Annotated in this window: 24 protein-coding genes; 14 read left to right on the top strand and 10 right to left on the bottom strand. The window is 70.9% G+C overall.

The window, feature by feature from the left end; all coding sequences use genetic code 11:
* Window positions 1–105 precede the first annotated feature (105 nt).
* From VIL76_RS11300 to VIL76_RS11315, 4 genes are all read left to right on the top strand, one after another.
* A complete protein-coding gene (locus tag VIL76_RS11300; protein ID WP_332045134.1) occupies window positions 106–1,071 on the top strand; it encodes a zinc-binding alcohol dehydrogenase family protein in 966 nt (321 codons plus the stop codon).
* 11 nt (window positions 1,072–1,082) lie between these two features.
* Window positions 1,083–1,868, top strand: a complete 786-nt coding sequence (locus VIL76_RS11305) for an SDR family NAD(P)-dependent oxidoreductase (protein WP_332045135.1) — start codon at window positions 1,083–1,085, stop codon at window positions 1,866–1,868.
* On the top strand, window positions 1,865–2,461 hold the full coding sequence (locus tag VIL76_RS11310) for a histidine phosphatase family protein (RefSeq protein ID WP_332045136.1): 597 nt from the start codon (window positions 1,865–1,867) through the stop codon (window positions 2,459–2,461). Before VIL76_RS11305 ends, VIL76_RS11310 begins: the two co-directional genes overlap by 4 nt.
* A gap of 90 nt (window positions 2,462–2,551) precedes the next feature.
* Window positions 2,552–3,925: a cytochrome P450 gene (locus VIL76_RS11315; RefSeq protein ID WP_332045137.1), complete on the top strand. Its 1,374-nt coding sequence runs from the start codon at window positions 2,552–2,554 to the stop codon at window positions 3,923–3,925.
* Here the strand turns inward: VIL76_RS11315 and VIL76_RS11320 are convergent.
* A complete protein-coding gene (locus VIL76_RS11320; protein ID WP_332045138.1) occupies window positions 3,922–4,173 on the bottom strand; it encodes a hypothetical protein in 252 nt (83 codons plus the stop codon). The genes VIL76_RS11315 and VIL76_RS11320 overlap by 4 nt on opposite strands.
* A 129-nt stretch (window positions 4,174–4,302) precedes the next feature.
* Between VIL76_RS11320 and VIL76_RS11325 the strand changes: the two genes are divergently transcribed.
* Window positions 4,303–5,049 carry a YebC/PmpR family DNA-binding transcriptional regulator gene (locus VIL76_RS11325; RefSeq protein WP_332045139.1) on the top strand — a complete coding sequence of 249 codons (747 nt, stop codon included), beginning with the start codon at window positions 4,303–4,305 and terminating at the stop codon, window positions 5,047–5,049.
* Window positions 5,049–5,267, top strand: a complete 219-nt coding sequence (locus VIL76_RS11330) for a hypothetical protein (RefSeq protein ID WP_332045140.1) — start codon at window positions 5,049–5,051, stop codon at window positions 5,265–5,267. Before VIL76_RS11325 ends, VIL76_RS11330 begins: the two co-directional genes overlap by 1 nt.
* On the opposite strand, the gene VIL76_RS11335 is transcribed toward VIL76_RS11330, so the two are convergent.
* Complete coding sequence (locus VIL76_RS11335) at window positions 5,264–6,964, bottom strand: ATP-binding protein (protein WP_332045141.1); 1,701 nt, start codon at window positions 6,962–6,964, stop codon at window positions 5,264–5,266. The two genes, VIL76_RS11330 and VIL76_RS11335, sit on opposite strands and share 4 nt — an antisense overlap.
* 126 nt (window positions 6,965–7,090) lie before the next feature.
* On the opposite strand from VIL76_RS11335, the gene VIL76_RS11340 reads away from it, so the two are divergent.
* Window positions 7,091–7,789 carry an MgtC/SapB family protein gene (locus tag VIL76_RS11340; protein ID WP_332045142.1) on the top strand — a complete coding sequence of 233 codons (699 nt, stop codon included), beginning with the start codon at window positions 7,091–7,093 and terminating at the stop codon, window positions 7,787–7,789.
* Here VIL76_RS11340 and VIL76_RS11345 read toward each other — a convergent pair.
* The 3 genes from VIL76_RS11345 to VIL76_RS11355 are packed head-to-tail and all read right to left on the bottom strand — an operon-like array spanning window position 7,786 to window position 8,701.
* Window positions 7,786–8,061, bottom strand: a complete 276-nt coding sequence (locus tag VIL76_RS11345) for a DUF5985 family protein (RefSeq protein ID WP_332045143.1) — start codon at window positions 8,059–8,061, stop codon at window positions 7,786–7,788. The genes VIL76_RS11340 and VIL76_RS11345 overlap by 4 nt on opposite strands.
* The gene (locus VIL76_RS11350; RefSeq protein WP_332045144.1) at window positions 8,058–8,330 is read right to left on the bottom strand and encodes a DUF5985 family protein; all 273 of its coding nucleotides are present in this window, start codon (window positions 8,328–8,330) and stop codon (window positions 8,058–8,060) included. The genes VIL76_RS11345 and VIL76_RS11350 overlap by 4 nt, the downstream gene beginning before the upstream one ends.
* Window positions 8,327–8,701 carry a hypothetical protein gene (locus VIL76_RS11355; protein ID WP_332045145.1) on the bottom strand — a complete coding sequence of 125 codons (375 nt, stop codon included), beginning with the start codon at window positions 8,699–8,701 and terminating at the stop codon, window positions 8,327–8,329. The genes VIL76_RS11350 and VIL76_RS11355 overlap by 4 nt, the downstream gene beginning before the upstream one ends.
* Before the next feature lie 150 nt (window positions 8,702–8,851).
* Between VIL76_RS11355 and VIL76_RS11360 the strand changes: the two genes are divergently transcribed.
* On the top strand, window positions 8,852–9,379 hold the full coding sequence (locus VIL76_RS11360) for an SRPBCC family protein (RefSeq protein ID WP_332045146.1): 528 nt from the start codon (window positions 8,852–8,854) through the stop codon (window positions 9,377–9,379).
* A gap of 31 nt (window positions 9,380–9,410) precedes the next feature.
* On the opposite strand, the gene VIL76_RS11365 is transcribed toward VIL76_RS11360, so the two are convergent.
* Together VIL76_RS11365 and VIL76_RS11370 are read right to left on the bottom strand one after the other, a co-directional pair.
* Complete coding sequence (locus tag VIL76_RS11365) at window positions 9,411–9,644, bottom strand: hypothetical protein (RefSeq protein ID WP_332045147.1); 234 nt, start codon at window positions 9,642–9,644, stop codon at window positions 9,411–9,413.
* A 43-nt stretch (window positions 9,645–9,687) separates the two neighbouring features.
* Window positions 9,688–10,317 carry a superoxide dismutase gene (locus tag VIL76_RS11370; RefSeq protein ID WP_332045148.1) on the bottom strand — a complete coding sequence of 210 codons (630 nt, stop codon included), beginning with the start codon at window positions 10,315–10,317 and terminating at the stop codon, window positions 9,688–9,690.
* 115 nt (window positions 10,318–10,432) lie between these two features.
* On the opposite strand from VIL76_RS11370, the gene VIL76_RS11375 reads away from it, so the two are divergent.
* The 5 genes from VIL76_RS11375 to VIL76_RS11395 all read left to right on the top strand — a co-directional run bounded on the left by VIL76_RS11375 (window position 10,433) and on the right by VIL76_RS11395 (window position 16,724).
* On the top strand, window positions 10,433–12,088 hold the full coding sequence (locus VIL76_RS11375) for a M28 family metallopeptidase (protein WP_332045149.1): 1,656 nt from the start codon (window positions 10,433–10,435) through the stop codon (window positions 12,086–12,088).
* A 340-nt stretch (window positions 12,089–12,428) separates the two neighbouring features.
* The gene (locus VIL76_RS11380) at window positions 12,429–13,034 is read left to right on the top strand and encodes a hypothetical protein (protein WP_332045150.1); all 606 of its coding nucleotides are present in this window, start codon (window positions 12,429–12,431) and stop codon (window positions 13,032–13,034) included.
* A 1-nt stretch (window position 13,035) separates the two neighbouring features.
* Window positions 13,036–13,824 (top strand): site-2 protease family protein, encoded by a 789-nt coding sequence (locus tag VIL76_RS11385; protein ID WP_332045151.1) that lies wholly within the window; start codon window positions 13,036–13,038, stop codon window positions 13,822–13,824.
* Window positions 13,825–14,098: 274 nt separating this feature from the next.
* Complete coding sequence (locus tag VIL76_RS11390; RefSeq protein ID WP_332045152.1) at window positions 14,099–14,839, top strand: EcsC family protein; 741 nt, start codon at window positions 14,099–14,101, stop codon at window positions 14,837–14,839.
* A 94-nt stretch (window positions 14,840–14,933) separates the two neighbouring features.
* On the top strand, window positions 14,934–16,724 hold the full coding sequence (locus VIL76_RS11395) for an adenylate/guanylate cyclase domain-containing protein (protein ID WP_332045153.1): 1,791 nt from the start codon (window positions 14,934–14,936) through the stop codon (window positions 16,722–16,724).
* Here VIL76_RS11395 and VIL76_RS11400 read toward each other — a convergent pair.
* The 3 genes from VIL76_RS11400 to VIL76_RS11410 all read right to left on the bottom strand — a co-directional run bounded on the left by VIL76_RS11400 (window position 16,721) and on the right by VIL76_RS11410 (window position 18,375).
* A complete protein-coding gene (locus VIL76_RS11400; RefSeq protein WP_332045154.1) occupies window positions 16,721–17,128 on the bottom strand; it encodes a hypothetical protein in 408 nt (135 codons plus the stop codon). The genes VIL76_RS11395 and VIL76_RS11400 overlap by 4 nt on opposite strands.
* 84 nt (window positions 17,129–17,212) lie before the next feature.
* Window positions 17,213–17,902: a Crp/Fnr family transcriptional regulator gene (locus tag VIL76_RS11405; protein WP_332045155.1), complete on the bottom strand. Its 690-nt coding sequence runs from the start codon at window positions 17,900–17,902 to the stop codon at window positions 17,213–17,215.
* Window positions 17,903–18,033: 131 nt separating this feature from the next.
* Window positions 18,034–18,375, bottom strand: coding sequence for a UrcA family protein (locus tag VIL76_RS11410; protein ID WP_332045156.1), 342 nt, complete (start codon window positions 18,373–18,375; stop codon window positions 18,034–18,036).
* A gap of 146 nt (window positions 18,376–18,521) precedes the next feature.
* Between VIL76_RS11410 and VIL76_RS11415 the strand changes: the two genes are divergently transcribed.
* Window positions 18,522–19,151: a peptidylprolyl isomerase gene (locus VIL76_RS11415; RefSeq protein WP_332045157.1), complete on the top strand. Its 630-nt coding sequence runs from the start codon at window positions 18,522–18,524 to the stop codon at window positions 19,149–19,151.
* Window positions 19,152–19,159 lie beyond the last annotated feature (8 nt).

A 19,159-nucleotide genomic window follows, 5' to 3' on the forward strand; every position in this document is an offset into this window, starting at 1 on the left:
GTCGTCCTCCAGGCCCCCGCACAATGGCGCGAAGCGGCTTGCCCTGTCACCCCGCGCATGAGAAGCGTTGCTTCAAACAAGCGTTTGATCGGAGGGGCGCGGGCGATGAAGGCGGCGGTCTACTACGAGAACGGCGGCCCAGAGGTCTTCCGCTACGAGGACGTCCCCGACCCCGAGTGCCACCGTAAGGGCGTCGTCATCCGCGTGGAGGCCGTCTCGATCGAGGGCGGCGACACCCTCAACCGCTTCCGCGGCGCGCTGGTCACCAGGCCGCACATCGTAGGCTACCAGGCCGCCGGAGAGGTGGTGCAGGTGGGCGAGGAGGTCCAGACCCTCCGCGTGGGCCAGAAGGTGGTCACCACCGGCGGCTTCGGCAGCCACGCCGAGTTGCGCGCCGTCCCCGCCCGCACCGCCTGGGTGATCCCCGACGGCATGGACGTGCGCCAGGCCGCGGTGATCCCGGTGCCGTTCGGCACGGCCGACGACTGCCTGTTCGAGTTCGGCCGCATGAAGAAGGGCGAGATCGTCCTGGTGCAGGCCGGCGCCTCGGGCGTCGGCGTCGCCGCCATCCAGCTCGCAGCGCGGGCCGGCGCCGCCATGGTGCTGGCCACCGCCTCCTCCGACGAGCGGCTGGAGCGGCTGAAGCCGCTCGGGCTCACCCACGGCATCAACTACCGCGAGAAGGACGTCGTGCAGGAGGTCGCCCGCCTCACCGACAAGCACATGGCCGACGTGATCGTCGACAGCGTCGGCGGCCCGACCCTGCAGTCCTCGATCCTCAGCCTCGCCTACCGCGGTCGGGTCTCCATGGTCGGCCAGGCCGGCCGCGAGCCGATGAAGGTGGACGTGGGCACGATGATGGGCGGCAACCGCAGCCTGTCGGGCGTCTTCCTGGGCGCCGAGATCACCACCGACCGCGTCTACAACAACATCGCCAGGCTGATCGGCGACGTGGCCAGGGGCGAGCTGAAGGTGCTCATCGACCGCGAGTACCCGCTTTCCGAAGCCGCCGAGGCCCACCGCTACATCGAAAGCCGCCAGGCCGTCGGCCGCGTGCTGCTGATCCCCTGATAGGAGCTCCCATGGGACGTCTGGAAGGCCGCACGGCCGTGATCACCGGGGCGGCGAGCGGCATCGGCCGCGCCGCCTCGCTGCTCTTCGCGAAAGAAGGCGCCAGCGTGCTGTGCGTCGACCGCGCCGAGGCCGTGGCCGACACGGCCAGCGCCGTACAGGCCGCCGGCGGGCGGGCCGCCGCGCTCACCGGCGACGCCGGCGACGAGGCCTTCGTGCAGGCGTACATCGCCCGCGCCCAGTCCGAGTTCGGCTCGCTGGACGTGGTCTGGGCCAACGCCGGCATCTCCGGCGGCTGGGTCCCCTATCCCGAGCAGGACGCCGCCCACTGGGCCGAGATCCTGCGGGTGAACCTGATCGGCGCGTTCCTGGCCGTGAAGCACGCCTCCGCGGTGATGATCCCCAACGGCCGCGGCTCGATCATCATGACCGCCTCGGTGGCGGGCATCCGCTCCGGGGCCGGCGGCTCGCCCTACTCCGCCTCGAAAGCCGGGGTGATCAGCCTGGCCCAGACCGCCGCCAACGAGTTCTACGGCACCGGCGTGCGGATCAACGCCGTGGCGCCGGGCCTCATCGAGACGGGGATGACCAGGCCGATCTTCGAGGGCGCCCGGGCCCGCGGCAACGAGCACAAGATCGGCCAGCTCAACCCGCTCACCCGCTACGGCGTGCCCGACGAGATCGCCTACGCGGGCCTGTTCCTAGCCTCGGACGAGAGCTCCTACGTCAACGGCCAGGTGATCGCCGTAGACGGCGGCCTCTCCACCTCGCATCCGGTCGTCCGCCGCCGCGCATGATCCTGCTGGTGCGCCACGGCGAGACCGAGTGGAACGTCGTTCGCCGCCTGCAGGGGCGCAGCGACTCCCCTCTGACCGAGCGCGGACGCCGTCAGGTGCGCGCCATGGGCCGCCTGATCCGCGACCTGATAGCCCACGACGGAGGCGAGGGCTGGCGGCTGATCTCCAGCCCGCTCGGCCGCACGGTCGCCACCGCCGAGGCGATCGCCGCCGCCACGGGCCTGGCCGTCGAGTACGACGAGCGCGTCGCCGAGGTGAATTGTGGGGAGTGGGAAGGCGCCCTCTTCACCGACATCCTCACCGGCGCCGGCGGGACGATGTCGCGCGGCCGCATCTTCGAGGCGCCCGGCGGCGAGACCCTGGCCGACGTACAGGCGCGCATCGCGAGCTTCCTCGCCGACCTGCCGCCGGAACCGGATAGGCGCGTGGTGCTGGTCAGCCACGGGGTCACCGGCCGCGTGCTGCGCGGCCAATATGCGGGCGTCCCAGACGAGCAGGCTGTCGAGCTCGACGCGCCCCACGACGCCGTCTGGCGCCTCGCGGACGGCCAGCTGGACCGCTTCGACTGCGAGCCACTCAACGATCTTCCGTGAGCTGAGCTCACGGACCCGCCGCCCATTTGTCGTTTGCTGCAGCGCGGCGCCGCCCCCATCTTGCAAGCGCGCTGACGGAGCCAGACGCCAATGGATGCGCGAACCCCCACCGCCGAGCGTTTTGTGCCGACCAAGCCGCCGGAGCACGGTCCCCTGCCCGTCTGGCGGCTGTTCGTCGGCGAGATGGCCAAGAACCCGATCGCGACCGTCGCCGACGTCTCCTACGACCTGCCCTACGCCAGCCGCCGGATCATGGGGCGGATGTATCATGCGGTGCAGGACCCCGACGGGATCAAGCGGGTCCTGCTCGACAACCAGCCCAACTACGTCCGCCCGAGCTTCCTACCGCGCCTGCTGCCGCTGATCGCCAAGGGCCTGTTCGGCGCCGACGGGGCGGAGTGGAAGAGCCAGCGCCGGCTGATGGCGCCGGTGTTTACCCCGGCCAACGTCGCCGAGTTCATGCCGATCTTCCAGGACGTCGGCCGCGGCGTCGCCGACCGCTGGAGCCGCCAGGTCCCCGGCGTGGTCGACGTGGCGCGCGACGCCACAGGGGCCACCTTCGACGTGATCAGCGCGGCGCTGTTCTCCTCCGAGCATGGGCTGAGCGGCGACGAGGCCGCCCGGCACGTGCACGCCGCGCTGGCCGCCGCCGGCCAGCCGCGCATCAGCGTGCTGCTGGGCCTCGCCGACCTCGATCCCGGCAGCCGCGGCGGCCGCGAGGCCCAAGGCGTGATCCGCGAGCGGATCGCGGCCTTCATCGCCCGGCGACAGGCCAACCCCGACCCGCCGCCGGATTTCATGACCCGGCTGATCGCCGCGTTCTCGGCGGAGCACGAGCCGAAGGAAGCCGCCCAGCTCGCCCTGCACAACGCCGTCACCTTCCTGGTCGCCGGCCACGAGACCACCGCCAATGCGCTGGCCTGGACCTTCTACCTGCTGAGCGAGCAGCCGCAGGCCCAGGCCTGGTGCGCAGAGGAGGCCCGCGCGGCCCTGAGGCCCGGCGCCACGCCGCAGGAGGTGCTGGACGGGCTCGTCTACCTGCGCTGGGTGCTGGAGGAGGCCATGCGGCTCTACCCGCCCGCGCCGCGGATCGAGCGCGAGGCCGCCGAGGACGACGAACTCGGGCCCATTCAGGTGAGGAAGGGCGACCTGCTGGGCATCTGGCCCTGGGTCGTGCACCGCCACCGCCTGCTCTGGGACGACCCCGACGCCTTCAACCCCGAGAACTTCTCACCCGAGGCCAAGGCCAGGCATCACCGCTTCCAGTACATCCCCTTCGGCGCAGGCCCCCGGATCTGCATCGGGGCGCAGTTCGCCACGGCAGAGGCCCTGCTGATCGCCGCCGAGTGGCTGGCTCGCTACGAGTTCGCCCCCGCGCCGGGCCGCCAGGTCGAAGTGGCCTCGGATGTGGCGCTCAGGCCCAAGGGCGGCCTGCCGCTGAGGGTGAAGGTGCGGAAGGGCTAGAACCAGTCCGCGGTCGCCCGGCGGCGGCGGCGGGGAGGCTCGTCCTCGTCCCGCTCCGGCCCCAGCCAGTGCATGTAGGCCAGCACGCCGATGGTGACGACGGCCCCCAGGATCAGGGCGCCCGCCGCCGTCATCGTGATGCCCCCGGGGCCCACGCGCAGCGGCTTAGGCTCCATCCAGTGCACGATCTCGCCGTTCGGCTCGTTCGGCAGGACGTCGTCGTAGTCCGCGTAGGTTTGGTCGCTCATGCGAAACAGCCTCTGCCGCTGGTGGCTCCCTCCCCGGACTAACCCGCCGGATGTGCGGGGGTTCCGCGCAGGCCCCGCCAAGGCTACAAGCCCGCAACCCGCTCGTTTCGACCTCTGCCGACAGGGACCATGGCCGGCCACTCAAAGTTCAAGAACATCATGCACCGCAAGGGGCGCGCCGACGCGGCCCGCTCGCGACTGTTCTCCAAGCTCTCCCGCGAGATCACGGTGGCCGCCAAGCACGGCCTGCCGGACCCGGCCATGAACCCGCGCCTGCGACTGGCTGTCGCCAACGCCAAGGCGGAATCGATGTCCAAGGACGTCATCGAGCGGGCGATCAAGAAGGGGCAGGGCGGCGACGCCGAGAGCTACGAGGAGATCCGCTACGAGGGCTTCGGGCCGGGCGGGGTCGGCGTGATCGTCGAGGTGCTCACCGACAACCGCAACCGCGCAGCCTCCAACGTGCGCTCCATCTTCGGCAAGAACGGCGGCAACCTGGGCGAGACGGGCGCCGTCTCCTTCATGTTCGACCGGGTGGGCCAGATCGTCTATCCGGCCGCCGCCGGTTCGGAGGACGCGATCATGGACGCCGCCATCGAGGCCGGCGCCGAGGACGTGGAGTCTGACGAGGAGACCCACACCGTCTTCACCGCCTTCGAGAGCCTCAACGAGGTGGCGCAGGCGCTGGAGGGCAAGCTCGGCGCGGCCAAGTCCACGGCGATCGCGTGGCGGCCCAAGAGCCTTACACCGGTCGACGGCGACGCCGCGGCCACGCTCATGAAGCTGATCGACGCCCTCGAGGACGATGACGACGTGCAGAACGTCTACTCGAACGAGGACATCTCGGCCGAGGAGCTGGAGAAGCTGGCGAGCTGATGTCGAACGGCCAGGATCCGCGCATCACCGACCTTCGCCGCTACCGCAAGGCGCGCGAGCGGGCCCGCCGCCAGCCGCCGCCCCGGCCCCCCAACCAGTCCCAGTCCCTGCTGGGCGGGCGGAAGAACGCCGGCCCGATCCTGGTCCTGGTGGTCCTGGTGCTGTTCGTCCTGTGGTTGGGCCCGACCGTGGCCGGGCTGATCGGGCAGATCTTCTAGGCCGCCCGCTTCTGCGGCGCGGTCACCGCCTGCAGCTGCCGCTCCAGGTCGGTGCGCTGGACCGGCTTGGCGACGACGCCATCCATGCCGGCCTCGTGGTACTGGGCGATCTGGTGGGGCATGGCGTTGGCGGTCACCGCCAGGATAGGCGTCCGCGGCAGGCCCTTCATCTCCTCCAGCTCCCGGATCGCGCGCGCCGCGGCGACGCCGTCGAGCTTGGGCATCTGGATGTCCATCAGCACCACGTCCCAGCGTCCGGTCAGGTAGGCGTCGAACGCCGCCTCGCCGTCCTCCACCGCGTGCACCTCGGCGCCCATGTCCTCCAGCAGGGCGGCCAGCACCTGCAGGTTGGTGGGATTGTCCTCGGCGGCCAGTATCCGCACGCCCTTAGACGAATCCGCGGCGGGCTTGGGCGCCTTGGCCGGGGCCCTGGGCGTCTTCCGCCGCTCGGGCTTGAGGACCACCTTCACGGTGAAGATGCTGCCCTGCCCCGGCGCGCTGGCGACGGAGATGTCCCCGTCCATCAGCCGCGCCAGCTCGCGGCAGATCGACAGCCCCAGCCCGGAGCCGCCGAACCGGCGGGTCATGGAGGTGTCGGCCTGCACGAAGCGCTCGAACAGGGCCGCCTGGTCCTCGGGCTCGATGCCGATGCCCGTGTCGGAGACCTGGAATACGTGCGCGTCGCCCTCGCGGCCGACGCGGATCGCCACGCGGCCTTGCTCGGTGAACTTCACGGCGTTGGAGATCAGGTTGTGCAGGATCTGGCGCAGCCGCGTGGGGTCCGCGCGCCAGCGGCCACGCGCGGCGGCCTCCACGGTGAGGTCGAGGTCCAGCCCCTTGGCGGCGGCGATCCCGGCGAAGGTGTCCCGGGCCCCTTCTGCGACGTCGTCGATGTCGCAGACGGCCTCCTCCAGCTCCAGGCGGCCGGATTCGATGCGCGAGAGGTCCAGGAGGTCGTTCAGCAGCGCCAGCAGGGTCTCGCCGCTCCGCTGGATGGTGGTCAGCCGCTCGCGCTGCGCCTTGGGCAGGCTGCCGCGCTCCATGATCTGCGCCATGCCGAGCACGCCGTTCAGGGGCGTGCGGATCTCGTGGCTCATGGTGGCCAGGAAGTCGGATTTGGCGACATTGGCCGCCTCCGAAGCCGCCCGCGCCCGCTCCAGCTCCTCGTTGGCGGCGGTGAGTGCGCGTGCGGCTATGGCGTCACGCCAGCCGGAGAGGCCTGCGTAGAGGGTGAAGGCCACCACCCCGAATACCGCCATGACCTGCTGCGGCCCCTCGAACTTGGGGGCCAGCAGCGGCGTGAGGCACATGACGAGGCCGACGGGGACGAAGAAGATCATCATCGCCAGCAGCGAGCGGAAGGCGAAGCTTATGGCGTTGACCAGCAGCACGCCCCACATGGCGAGCGCGATGAACTGTCCGCCGGAGCCGCCGGCGCCGTTCCAGAAGATGAGGCTGAGGCTGAGCAGGGTGAAGACGCTGGCCACCGCAGAGGCCGAATAGGCCAGCCGCCGCGCCTGCGTCGCCGCCAGCCCGCGCGCCAGCGTGTTGCTCGCCCACCACATCCCGACCTCGGTGAGCGCCATGGCGCCCAGCCAGGCGGCGCCCACCTTCCACCCCCAGCCGACGCTGGCCAGCGCCGCAATGAACACGAACACCGCCACCCTCGGCAGGGTGATGCGGCGCGATCCAGCCATGACCGGATCGAGTTCGGAGAGCGGAGGCCATCTTAACATAGGCATACTTCTGCTGTTGTGGCCCGAGACCCGGAACCATCCCGTTAACGGGAACGGCCGGGCCCTGCGGGCGCTATTGGCCGGCGCATGGAGTCCTGGCCCGCCCTCCTCACCGACTACGTCCTGCCGATCGCCGGCGCCGCCCTGGCGGGCGGGCTGATCGGGCTGGAGCGGGAGTACCGCGGCCGCCCGGCCGGGCTGCGCACCCACATCCTGGTCTGCCTGGCCTCCTCCCTGCTGATGCTGTCGGCCGTTCACCAGTTGCACTGGATCAAGGGCGCCACCGACGAGGTGATCCGCATCGACCCGGTCCGGATGGCCCACGGCATCCTGACGGGGATCGGCTTCCTGTGCGGCGGTGTGATCTTCCGGCAGGGCTTCAACGTCCACGGTCTGACGACCGCGGCCTCGCTCTGGATTACGTCCGCGCTGGGCACCCTCTACGGCGTGGGCGCCTATGGCCTGGCCGCCGGCGGGACCCTGGCCACCCTGCTGGTGCTGGCGGGCTTCCGCTGGTTCGACAAGAACGTGCCGCAGATCGCCATCGTCGACGTGAAGGTTCGATACCGGCGCGAGGCGGTCACCTCGGAGGACGAGTTCCGCGCGCTGGTGGATGAACTCGAGCTCAGGCCCTCGGCGATCAGCCACCGGCTGATCGATCGCGGTGAGATGGTGGAGCTCGCCTCGACGTTGCGCGGCCGAGGCGGGCTGACCCGCGCGCTGGCCGAGCGCCTCTGCGCCGACGCCCGCGTGCTGGAGTTCGAGATCCTGCCCCGCAACGACTAGCTGCGACGCATGTTCTTCCGCAGGATCGCCCAGATGATCAGCAGGAAGGCCGCCAGCCGCAGCAGGTAGACGCCGCTCAGGTTCTCGCTGGGGATGTCCGCCAGCGCGGGGATCGCCTGGTTGGTCGCCAGCAGCACGAAGGCGGCCGCGAAGGCGAGGAACAGCCCATCGCGGGTGCGCCGCCAGAACTTCAGGAACAGCAGGCTGACGGCCAGGTAGCCGGCGCTGATCGCGCCGGCGATGAAGCCGACGAGGGCGGGATCCTGGGTCACGACTCCACCTCGTGGATGAACCCGTAGAGCAGCACGGCTACGGCCAGGACTGAGGCGGCCTGGCGCCAGAACCAGAGGTCCACGTCCGGGAACACGACCATGTCGGCGACCAGGAACAGGTTGTTGACCGCCAGGAAGCCGAAACCGCCGGCGGTGTAGAGGAGCAGCTTGCTGCGCCCCGCCCGATATGCCCGCAGCAGGAGCGCCGCGCAGATCGCGCTGGTCAGCAGGCACAGCCCATAGACGGCTATGGGACCCCAGTGGGTCATTTCCCGTCCCCCCTGAACTTGAAGGCGTCCGCCAGCGACTGCACCGCGTCCGCGGGGCGTGAGATGAGGTTGATGATCGCCACGGGCCGCTCGCGGTATGCCTGCTCGAGGGCGGCCACCAGCTCGTCCAGCACCGCGTTGGCCGGCGCATAGCGGAAGCAGCCGCTGTCGTCGCGCACGGCCAGGCCGCTGCGTTCGAAGGCCGGGAGGTTGGTGGTCACCAGCATGGTCGATGCGCGCAGGTCGCGGACGAGCTCGTCCACCCGCCAGCACCGGTCCGCCTCGCGCTTCAGCGCCAGCAGCAGCTCGAGCGCCCAGACCGAGCGCACGTGCTCGCGCACGAAGGCTGCAAGATCGAGATCCGAGGCCAAGCCGGCAGCGCCCCCTAAGTCGAGCGCCCGACCCTAATCACCCGGCTCCGGGGATCAAGCCGTGCCATGTCGATTTGTCGCGAGGCTTGGCCGCCGCTACGTCATGTGGCCAAACTCGCAGTCCAAACACCAGTTGGGGGAAACCTGCCTATGTCGCCGATCCTGAAGACCTGCCTCGCCGCCGCCGCGCTCGCGCTCTGCGGCTCCACCGCCCTGGCCCAGCCCGCTGCGGCTCCGGCCGCCCCGCCGGCCGCCAAGCCCACCGAGTATGTGACCGTCCCGCTCGAGGCGACCCTCAACGTCTCGGCCGAGACGGCCTGGAAGAAGATCGGCGGTTACTGCGACATCGGCTCGTGGATGAAGACCACCTGCGTCATCACCTCCGGCAAGGACGGTGAGGTCGGCTCGGTGCGCCGCATCGCCAACCGCGTGGACGAAGTGCTCGTGGCGCGCACGCCCATGTCCTACACCTACGCCCAGCCCAAGAGCCCGATCGACTACCACGGGACGGTCGAGGTCCGGGCCGACGGCAAGAACAAGTCGAAGCTGCTCTACACCCTGGTCTACGACGTCGCGAACATGGCCAGCGCCGAAGCCAAGGCGGCCGACCAGGCGCGGCGGAAGACCCAGTTCACCAATGTGGTGAACACCATGAAGGGCATCGCCGAGGCCAAGTGATCCGGCGGGTTTGGGAGGCTGGAGCCGGTCCTTAGGGGACCGGCTTCTGGTCCTTCGGTCCTTCGGTCACGCTGGCGACGCCCGCGGCCGAGCTGCCGGTGGACTCCGCCGTCTGCGCGGCCTCGGCGCGCTTCTCCTCGTCGACGACCACGGCGGAGACCGCCTTGTGGGTCGCGGTGGGCTGGCCGGTCTTGGCCGAGGTCGTCGAGTTGCAGGCGGCGAGCGGGGCGCCGATCGCCAGTACCAGGCAGAGGGTGCGGATCATGGGTGGCTCCTTCGGCCTTCCAACGCGCCCGCACAGCGCCGGTTCAGGCGGCCATCCGGAAATGCCAGGGTTCGTGGCGGCCCTGGGCGGCTTCCAGCTGGGATTCGGCGAAGGCCCAGTTGGCCACGGTGTCGAACCACCGCTCGAGGAACGTCTTCCGGTCCTGCTTGTAGTCCAGGTAGTAGGCGTGCTCCCACAGGTCGCAGACCAGGAGTGGCGTCTGCGGGCGGTTGGCGAGCGTCCCGCCATCGTGGGTGGACAGCACGCTGAGCCGGCCCTGGTCGCAAGCGAGCCACACCCAGCCCGAGCCGAAGTGGTCGGCGCCCTCCTTCACGAAGGCGTCGCGCAGGCCCTCCAGGGTGCCGAAGGTCTCGCCGATGGCGCTCTCCAGCTCGCCGCCCGGCGCGCCGCGCTCAGGCGTCATGCAGTCCCAGAAGAAGGCGTGGTTCCAGGCCTGGCCGGCGTTGTTGAGCAGCTTCGTGGCCTTGCGGGCCTCCGCCCCGGCGATGATCGCCTCCAGGTCGCGGCCGTCCAGCCCGGCCTCCCCCGCCAGCTTGTTGACCGCCTCGACGTACTTGGCGTGATGCTTGTCGTGGTGGGTCCGCATGGTCTCGGCCGAGATCGCGGGCTCCAAGGCCTCGTAGGCATAGGGCAGCGGCGGCAGCTTGATCATGGCGCGCCTCCAGTTTGCGGTTTGATGGTTTCGGCGCATCAACCGGCGGGCACGCCGGCCCGTTCCGCGGAATTCGGGGGTGCAGGCCCCGGCGCCGAGGGGCTAAACCTCGCCCATGCGTCTCATCCCCGTCCTCGCGGCCCTCGCCCTCGCCGCCCCCGCCGCCGCCCAGACGTCCGGACCGATCTCGCCCGACCGGCTCCTGGAGCACACCCGCGTCCTCGCCTCGGACGACTTCGCCGGCCGCGCGCCCGGCGGCGCCGGGGAGCCGAAGACCATCGAGTACATCGCCGGCGAGTTCAAAAAGCTCGGCCTGAAGCCCGCCGGCGAGAACGGCGGCTGGACCCAGGATGTGGCCCTGGTCCGCACCCAGGTGAAGCCGGGCTCGAAGTACACCCTCACCGCCGCCGGGCAGAGCCGGCCGGTGGAGCAATCGAAGGACGTGATGGTGACCGGCCTGCGCCCCGAGGCGCGGATCCAGGTCGCGCCCGCCCCGCTGGTCTTCGTCGGCTATGGCGTCACCGCCCCGGAGCGCCGCTGGGACGACTTCAAGGGCCATGACCTTAAGGGCAAGGTCGCCGTCTTCCTGATCAACGACCCTGACTTCGAGGCGAAGGCGGGTGAGCCCGTGGCCGGCCGCTTCGGCGGCCCCGCCGCCACCTACTACGCCCGCTGGACCTACAAGTACGAGGAAGCCGTCCGCCGCGGCGCCGTCGGCGCCCTGATCGTCCACGAGACCGCCGGCGCCGCCTACGGCTGGTCGACGGTCATCGCGCCTGCCGGGGAGAGCTACGACGTGGTCCGCCCCGATCCCGCCAAGGAGAAGCTCGCGTTTCAGGGCTGGATGCAGCGCGACGTCGCCGTCGACCTGTTCCGCCGCTCGGGCCTGGACTTCGAGGCCGAGAAGGCCCGGGCCCGCACCGAGGGATTCCGTCCGGTGGAGCTGAAGGGCGCGACCTTCGCCGCCGACTTCCAGCTCGATGTCCAGCGCCTCGTCAGCCGCAACGTGCTGGCCGCCCTGCCCGGCTCGAAGCATCCGAGCGAAAGCATCATGTACGCCGCCCACTGGGACGCCTTCGGGGTGGGCGCGCCAGACGCCTCCGGCGACACCGTCCGACACGGCGCGGCCGACGACGCCATCGGCGTGGCCGGCGTCATCGAGATCGCCCGCGCCTTCGCCAGGGGGCCGCGGCCGGAGCGCACCATCGTCTTCGCCGCCTGGACCGCCGAGGAGCGGGGCCTGCTCGGCAGCGAGTATTACGCCCAGCATCCGAGCTATCCGCTGGCCACCAGCGTCGCCAACTTCACCCTGGACGTGCTGCAGACCCGCGGCCCGTCCCGCGACGTGGTGCTGGTGGGCGCCGGCCAGAACGAGCTGGAGCAGGACCTCGCCCGCGCCGCCCGCGCCCAGGGCCGAACGGTGACGCCGGACCCGAAGCCGGAGCGGGCCCTGTTCTACCGCGCCGACCACTTCAGCGTCGCCCGCCGCGGCGTACCGGTGCTGCTGCTGATGGGATTGGGCGGCGGCCCGGACCTGGTGGAGGGCGGCCGCGCGGCCGGCGACGCCTGGGTCACCGACTACACCGCCCGCTGCTATCACCAGCCCTGCGACAAGGTGACGAGCGACTGGGACCTGCGGGGCGCGGCCCAGGACGTGGCGCTGGTCTACGAGGCTGGCCGCGCACTCGCCAACTCGCGCCGCTGGCCGGACTGGAATGCAGGTTCGGAGTTCAAGGCGCTGCGCGCGGAGACCGCCGCCCAGCGGCGCTGATCGGACGAAGTCCGTGGCCGGGCGCCTCTCCGTTTGCGCCCGGCCACGTCCCCTCGCGCGCCCGTCCCTCAAACGCCCCCGCGTCCTGCCTGCACCGCCTGTTGGGGCTGGTCGGCGCAGGAGGCCGCGAGCGACGCCTGTGACGACATTGGGCCGGGGAGGAGGAGTCGCCGCCGCCACCGGGACAGGCCCAAGGTCAGGTTGCTTATCCGCCCGCCAGGCCGGGGACACTGTGACGGCGGTCACAGCCTGGCCGGGTCCGTGCCGCGGGGTCAGCATTGACCTTGTGCCGGCGGCGGCCCACTTCACCCGTGACAACGATCCTTAGGGGAACCCCCAGATGCTCAAGACCGCCGCCCTGGCGCTCGCCGCCGCAGCCGCCGCCAGCGTGGCGCTCGCCCAGACCCCGCCCACCCCCAGCGTCGTCCGCGGCAAGGTCGCCGCGCTCTCCGGCAACACCCTGACCGTCAAGACCGACCGCGGGCCGACCCAGGCGATCACGCTCACGCCCACCTGGGTGGTCTCCGTCACCAAGCCGGTGCCCATCGACGCCATCCAGCCGGGCAGCTTCATCGGCACCTCCAACATGCCGACCAAGGACGGCGGCGGCCGCAGCCTCGAGGTCCATGTCTTCCCGCCCGGCGTGAAGATGGGCGAGGGCCACTACGGCTGGGACCTGAAGAAGGGCTCGATGATGACCAACGGCACGGTCGGGACGGTGGTGGCCGGCAAGAAGGGCAGCCGCGAGCTCGACGTGAACTACACCTATGGCAAGCGCCACATCACCGTGCCCGCCAACGTGCCGGTGGTGCAGATCACGCCCGGCAAGCGCGAGCAGATCAAGCCGGGCGTTCCGGTGTTCCTGGTGGTCCAGAAGCGCCCCGACGGCCAGGTGATGGCCGGCGGCGTCTCGATCGGGGAGAACGGCAAGAAGCCGCCGATGTGAGTTGAGCGACACCACCGCCCCCTCCGCCGCCGCGCCGCCGAAGACCAAGCCGCCGAACAACCTGATCGGCGTCGCGATCCTGGCCGTCTGCGTCGCCTGCGCGGTGGCCCTTCAGCTGGGCGCGGGGCCGATCGGACCGCTGACCTTCGGATTCGTCCTGGCCGGCTGGATCCTGGCGGTGATGGCCCACGAGTTCGGCCATGCCCTGGTGGGCTACCTGGGCGGCGACTGGACCGTGAAGGCGAAGGGCTATCTGGCCTTCGACCCGCGGCGCTATGGCGACCTGGGGACCAGCCTGGTGATCCCGATCCTCGCCCTGCTGCTGGGCGGCGTCGGCTTCCCCGGCGGGGCGGTCTATCTGCGCACGGACCTGATGCGGAGCGCCGCCTGGCGGTCCGCCGCCTCCCTGGCCGGGCCGTTCGCCACCCTGATCGTGCTGCTGCTGCTGGCGCTCATATTGCGCATCTGGTGGACGCTGGGCGCCTCGGGGCCGCTGTTCCCGGCGCTGAGCGTGCTGGCCTTCCTGCAGGCGATGGCCCTGATCCTCAACCTGCTGCCGATCCCGGGCCTCGACGGCTTCAACGCCATCCGTCCGTTCCTGCCCAGGCGGTGGGGCCGCGTCATCCGCAAGGCGGAGGGCCTGTCGCTGTTGCTGCTGCTGGCTCTGATCTTCCTGATCCCGGGCGCCAGCGCCGAGCTGTTCAGCGTCGCGGCCGAGCTCGGCGTCGCCCTCGGGCTCTCGCCCCAGGCCCTGCAGTACGGCTGGGGCCAGTTCCAGTTCTGGCGCTAGCCGCCTCCCGCCAGCGCGATGAGGGCGGCCAGCAAGGCGCCCAGGGCGCAGAGCCCGATGAAGTCCTGCCACACGAGCCGGGGCCACTCGCCCTCCGGCCGCGCGCGGGTCAGGCGTCTCAGCCACGCCCACGCACGATTGTCCTCCGCACACATCACAGCACGATCTCCCGCTTACGCCCACTTCACCGCCGGAGAGCGATGAGGGCCGCGGTATGCGCCTGCTGCGTCCCGGCGCCTGTGACGGGCGTCACACGCCCGGCTAGGGTGGGCTGATGGCCGCCACCCCGCCCTTCGGTATCGCCGAGCCCGCCTACCAGGACTGGGCCCGCGGCGAGGTCGCCCACTGGCGCGCCGAGATGCTCAGGCCGCCGGGGGTCTTCGACCGCGCCGCCAAGGGCGTGCAGAGCCGGATCAACCGCGTGATCCCGGAGGCGGTGCACGACGCCGTCACGCGGGTGATCGAGCAGATGACCCGCGGAATGCTGGTCGGCGCCGACTGGACGACCGCGGCGCCGATGATGGACGCCCCGCTGAGCGTGCGTGACGCCCGCGCCCGCGAGGTCATCGCCACCTACCGCACCACCGCGGCGGTGGAAGGCGGGGTGGCCGGCGCCGGAGGCTTCTGGCTGGCCGCGGCCGACTTCCCGGCGCTGATCGCCATCAAGATCAAGCTGCTGTTCGACCTGGCCGGCGTCTACGGCCGCTCAGGCCAGGACTTCGCCGAGCGGCTGTTCCTGCTGCACGTCTTCCAGCTGGCGTTCTCCAGCCCCACCCGCCGCGCCGAGGTCTTCCACCTGCTGCAGGACTGGGACGCCCGCGAGCACCCGCACGGCCTCGACGAGTTCGACTGGCGCACCTTCCAGCAGGAGTACCGGGACTACATCGACCTGGCGAAGCTCGCCCAGCTGATCCCGCTGGTCGGCGCGCCCATCGGCGCGATGGTCAACTGGCGGCTCACCGAGCGGGTCGGCGACTACGCGGTGAACGCCTACCGGATGCGCTGGCTGGGCTGATGCGCCCAGGCCTTTCATTGTGCAGTTGCACAATGATCTCTGTTGGATCATTGCGTTCGACGACCCTGGGTCGCATCCTCGGGTCCCCTGCGTCGTGCGTGTAGGGCAGGAGACGGTTCTGGCAGGGCGCATCATCCAGCGACGGCTCTCGGCCATCATGGCCGCCGACGTGGCGGGCTACAGCCGGCTGGTGGCCCGCGACGAGGAGGGCGCGCTGCGCCAGCTCGCCGCCCACTTCCGCGAGGTGATCGAGCCCGCGGTGGACGAATACGGCGGGCGCATCTTCAAGACCATGGGCGACGGCTTCCTGGCCGAGTTCGCCAGCGTCGTGGGCGCCCTGCGCTGCGCGCTGAAGATCCAGGCCGGGGTGAGCGAGCGCAACCGCCCTGTCCTGCCCGACCAGCGGCTGGAGTTCCGGATCGGCCTGCACACGGCAGACGTGGTGGTGGAAAGCGACGACATCCTGGGCGACGGGGTGAACATCGCAGCAAGGCTGGAAGGCCTGGCCCTGCCCGGCGGGGTCTGCGTCTCAGCCCGCGTGCACGAGGACACCGTCGGCCGTATCGAGGCTGCGTTCCACGACCTCGGCGACCAGCCGCTGAAGAACATCCCGCGGCCGATCCGCGTCTTCCGCGTCGTGCCCCCGGGGTCCGAGGACAGCCTCGACGTCCGCACCTCCCTGCCCCTCCCCGCCAAGCCGTCGATCGCGGTAATGCCGTTCCACAACATGAGCGGCGACCCGGAGCAGGAGTACTTCGCCGACGCGCTTTCGGAGGACATCATCACGGCCCTGTCGCGCTGGCGCTGGTTCTTCGTGATCTCCCGCGACACCAGCTTCGCCTACAAGGACAAGACCGTGGAGCCGTCCCGCGTCGCCGAGGAGCTCGGCGTCCGCTACGTGCTGCAGGGCAGCGTGCGCAAGGCCGGGCCCCGGGTGCGGGTGAACGCCCAGCTGGTCGACGCCGCCTCCGGCGCGGCCATCTGGGCCGAGACCTTCGACCGCCAGATGGTCGACATATTCGCCCTGCAGGACGAGCTCACCGAACAGGTGGTCGGCGCCATCGAGCCGGCCATGCTGCAGTCTGAGAACGCCCGCGTCGCGCGCAAGAACCCGGCCGACCTCACCGCCTTCGACTGCTTCCAGCGTGGCATGTGGCGGCTGCACAAGCTGTCCGAGGAGAACTGGCGCGCCGCCTTGCAGCTGTTCCGGCAGGCCATCGATCGGGACCCTGACCTCGCGCTCGGCCACGTGGGCTTGGCGCGTGCGCTGTACGGCGGGGTGGTCTCAGGCTGGTCGGAGCAGCCGCGCCAGGACCTGTTGGAGGGCCACGCCACGGGTCTGACGGCCATCCAGCTCGATCCCCGCGACGCCTACGGCTATTTCGCCGCCTCCGGCTGCTCCCTGTTCCTGGCCCGCCATCGCGAGGCCCTTGAGCAGGCGCGCAAGACCATCGCGCTCAATCCGAACTTCGGCTTCGGCCATTTTCGGCTGGGCCAGGTGCTGGTCTATTCCGGCCGCGCCAGCGAAGGGGTCGCGCCGATTGAGCGGTCGATCCGCTACAGCCCCTACGATCCGCAGCTCGGCGCCATGTACCGCATGCTCGCCTTCACGCTGTTCCATGCGGGCGACTACGAGCGCGCCGTGGCCGAGGCCGAGAACGCATTGCGCCTCAACGACGTGCCCGCCGCCGCAGTGATGGCGGCGTCCCTGGTGAAGCTCGGAAAGGTGGAGGAGGCCCAGCGCCTGTTCAGCCAGGATCTCTATGCCGCCGCACGCCAGCGCACCGGCAGCGCCGCGGCGCCCTACGCCAGCGAGGCCGACCGCCGCAACTTCGTCGACGCCGTGCGCCTCGCGGCGGACGGCGAGACGACGCTAGCGCGCTAGCTGGCCGTCGCGCGGGTGTCGGTCGCGTCCAGTGGGTGCGTGTCACGCGGATAGCGCGACTTCACCAGGATCGTGATCCCGCCCTTGGTGGTCTTGGTGTCCGGCGCCTGCCACACCGTGAACTCGTAGTCGTAGCCGGGCGCCCACGCGAAGGTCACCTGGGTCGGCGGCTCGGTCTTCAGCGCGTGGTGGACGACCGCGTGGATCCCGGCGCGGATTCCCGGCGGCATCTCCTTCAGGTGCGCCATCCAGGCGCCGGCCGCCCGGGTGTTTTCCGGAAACAGGAAGGTGTAGTCCGGGTCCTTGCCGGGCGCGAACATGTCCGCGCGCTTTGCGAGACCCTGGATCTTCTCCTTGCCCATGTGAACGTTCAGTTCGCAGAGCAGTGTCTGGAATATCGGCATGGTCGTCCCCCGTCGTACTGTTGGTCGCAACAGCCCTCGGGCGTCACGATAACCGGTTTCTCAAATGAGTCAGCCTGCGGCGGGTCAGCCGCGGTCCTGCATCACCGCGTTGAGCCGGTCGGTGGCGATCACGCGGACGCCGGCGCGGGTCTTCTCCACCCAGCCCTCGCGCATCCAGTCCGACAGCTTGCGGTTGACCTTCTCGCGGCTCACGCCGACCCGCCGCGCCATCTCGGTCTGGGTGAGCGAGATCACACCGCGGGTGTTCTGCTCCGCCAGCAGCAGGCGCGCGAGTCGTCCGCCGAGGTCCAGGGAACTGCGGGCCTCGAGCGCCGAGTTCACCGAGCGCAGCCGGCGCGACAGCTCGGCCACCAGGGCGATCGCCACCTTGGGCTCAGCCTCCAGCACCTCCAGCAGCGCAGCCCGCGGGATGCGCCATAGCCGGGTGCGCCGCGTGGCCACCATGTCCGCCGACCGCGCGCCGCCGTCGAGCACGGCCATCTCGCCCGCCACCGCCCCCTTGCCCAGAGCCGACAGCCGCAGCTCGCGCCCGGCTACGGAGGTGGCGCGCACCTCCAGCTCACCCTCCAGCACCACGAACACGGCGTCGCCCGGGTCGCCGGCCTGCACCAGCAGCTGGCCCGCCGTCAGGTCCACCGGGCCGCCGCGCTTGGCTAGCGCCTGGCAGGCGCCGGCGGACAGCGAGTGCAGCACCTCGCTGGACGCGAGGGCGGCGATCACCTGGGCGAGGGCGTCGGACACGGGTGGGCTCATGCCAAGGGCTCTGGGGTGGAAGATGAGGAACGGCGCAGGCGTCAGCATGCCCCGATCCGGGCGGCCAGACCATACCGGCCGCCCCGGGGCGCTGTTGGCGTCGTCGTTCGCGTTCGAAGCCACGGCGCGGCCTAGCGCGCGGCGGCCTCGGCCTGAGCCAGTTCAATCCGCTGGCCGGCGGTGTTCAGCGCGCTCACGAGGGGCGCGTCCAGCACCGCGACGGCCTGGTTGGTCATGCGCTTCTCGCAGACCTTGCCTGCGAAGCGGCGGCCGATCTCGCGCGAGGCCGGGCCGCAGAAGCTCCTGGCGGCGTGCTTGATGCGGCGCAGCGCGTGTTCGGCGCCCTGCTGGCTCGAGGTGTTCAGGTCGCCGAGGCGGACCACCATGGTGTCGTCGGCCGCCTGGGCGGCGCCGGCGCAGCCGAGGATCGAGATTGCCGCGAAGGCCGCGGCGACGTGGGTCAGCTTGTTCATTTCTCGCTCTCCAATGGGAAGTCGCTGTGTTGCGACGGCCCCATCAGTAAGGCCGGGCTTGGCGGCTGCCTGTGTCCGCCGTCACACCTTGGGCGCAGGGCGGTTTTGGGCTGTTCGGACGCGGCGCCGACGCTAGTCTGGCGGCCATGAAGATCCTCCGCCGAACCCTGCTCGCCGCCGTCGTCCTGGCGGCTGCGCCGGCCCTCGCCCAGCCCGCCAACCCGCGTGTGGCGCTGACCACGCCGGAGGGCGTGATCGTGCTGGAGCTCTATGCCGACAAGGCGCCGGTCACCGCGGCCAACTACCTGAAGTACGTCGACCGCAAGCTGTACGACGGGGCGACCTTCTACAGGGCCTCACGGCCGCCGGGCGCCAGCGGTCCCGCCGACTACGGCGTCCTGCAGGGCGGGCTTCAGAACGACCCCAAGAAGGTGCTTCCCCCCATTGCGCACGAGAGCACGGCGAAGACCGGGCTGAAGCACGTCGACGGGACCATCTCCATGGGCCGGCACGCGCCGGGCTCGGCCCAGGCCGACTGGTTCATCTGCGTGGGCGACCAGCCCTACCTCGACGCCGAAGGCGCCAAGAACCCCGGCTTCGCCGCCTTCGGCCGAGTGGTGGAGGGCATGGACGTGGTCAAGAAGATCCTCTCCGGCGACCGCGACCCGAAGAAGGGAGAAGGCGCCATGAAAGGCGAGATGCTGGTCAAGCCGGTGCGCATCACCACCGCGCGGCGCCTGGCGGCAACGCCGGCCACAGCCCCTTCCCTCCCTTAATGGGGAGG

Source organism: Phenylobacterium sp., assembly GCF_036563285.1.
Lineage (GTDB): Bacteria > Pseudomonadota > Alphaproteobacteria > Caulobacterales > Caulobacteraceae > Phenylobacterium.

Coding starts and splice junctions, on each gene's coding strand:
- VIL76_RS11300 (WP_332045134.1), top strand. CDS start 106: ATGAAGGCGGCGGTCTACTACGAGAACGGCGGCCCAGAGGTCTTCCGC.
- VIL76_RS11305 (WP_332045135.1), top strand. CDS start 1,083: ATGGGACGTCTGGAAGGCCGCACGGCCGTGATCACCGGGGCGGCGAGC.
- VIL76_RS11310 (WP_332045136.1), top strand. CDS start 1,865: ATGATCCTGCTGGTGCGCCACGGCGAGACCGAGTGGAACGTCGTTCGC.
- VIL76_RS11315 (WP_332045137.1), top strand. CDS start 2,552: ATGGATGCGCGAACCCCCACCGCCGAGCGTTTTGTGCCGACCAAGCCG.
- VIL76_RS11320 (WP_332045138.1), bottom strand. CDS start 4,173: ATGAGCGACCAAACCTACGCGGACTACGACGACGTCCTGCCGAACGAG.
- VIL76_RS11325 (WP_332045139.1), top strand. CDS start 4,303: ATGGCCGGCCACTCAAAGTTCAAGAACATCATGCACCGCAAGGGGCGC.
- VIL76_RS11330 (WP_332045140.1), top strand. CDS start 5,049: ATGTCGAACGGCCAGGATCCGCGCATCACCGACCTTCGCCGCTACCGC.
- VIL76_RS11335 (WP_332045141.1), bottom strand. CDS start 6,964: ATGGCTGGATCGCGCCGCATCACCCTGCCGAGGGTGGCGGTGTTCGTG.
- VIL76_RS11340 (WP_332045142.1), top strand. CDS start 7,091: ATGGAGTCCTGGCCCGCCCTCCTCACCGACTACGTCCTGCCGATCGCC.
- VIL76_RS11350 (WP_332045144.1), bottom strand. CDS start 8,330: ATGACCCACTGGGGTCCCATAGCCGTCTATGGGCTGTGCCTGCTGACC.
- VIL76_RS11360 (WP_332045146.1), top strand. CDS start 8,852: ATGTCGCCGATCCTGAAGACCTGCCTCGCCGCCGCCGCGCTCGCGCTC.
- VIL76_RS11365 (WP_332045147.1), bottom strand. CDS start 9,644: ATGATCCGCACCCTCTGCCTGGTACTGGCGATCGGCGCCCCGCTCGCC.
- VIL76_RS11370 (WP_332045148.1), bottom strand. CDS start 10,317: ATGATCAAGCTGCCGCCGCTGCCCTATGCCTACGAGGCCTTGGAGCCC.
- VIL76_RS11375 (WP_332045149.1), top strand. CDS start 10,433: ATGCGTCTCATCCCCGTCCTCGCGGCCCTCGCCCTCGCCGCCCCCGCC.
- VIL76_RS11380 (WP_332045150.1), top strand. CDS start 12,429: ATGCTCAAGACCGCCGCCCTGGCGCTCGCCGCCGCAGCCGCCGCCAGC.
- VIL76_RS11390 (WP_332045152.1), top strand. CDS start 14,099: ATGGCCGCCACCCCGCCCTTCGGTATCGCCGAGCCCGCCTACCAGGAC.
- VIL76_RS11400 (WP_332045154.1), bottom strand. CDS start 17,128: ATGCCGATATTCCAGACACTGCTCTGCGAACTGAACGTTCACATGGGC.
- VIL76_RS11405 (WP_332045155.1), bottom strand. CDS start 17,902: ATGAGCCCACCCGTGTCCGACGCCCTCGCCCAGGTGATCGCCGCCCTC.
- VIL76_RS11410 (WP_332045156.1), bottom strand. CDS start 18,375: ATGAACAAGCTGACCCACGTCGCCGCGGCCTTCGCGGCAATCTCGATC.
- VIL76_RS11415 (WP_332045157.1), top strand. CDS start 18,522: ATGAAGATCCTCCGCCGAACCCTGCTCGCCGCCGTCGTCCTGGCGGCT.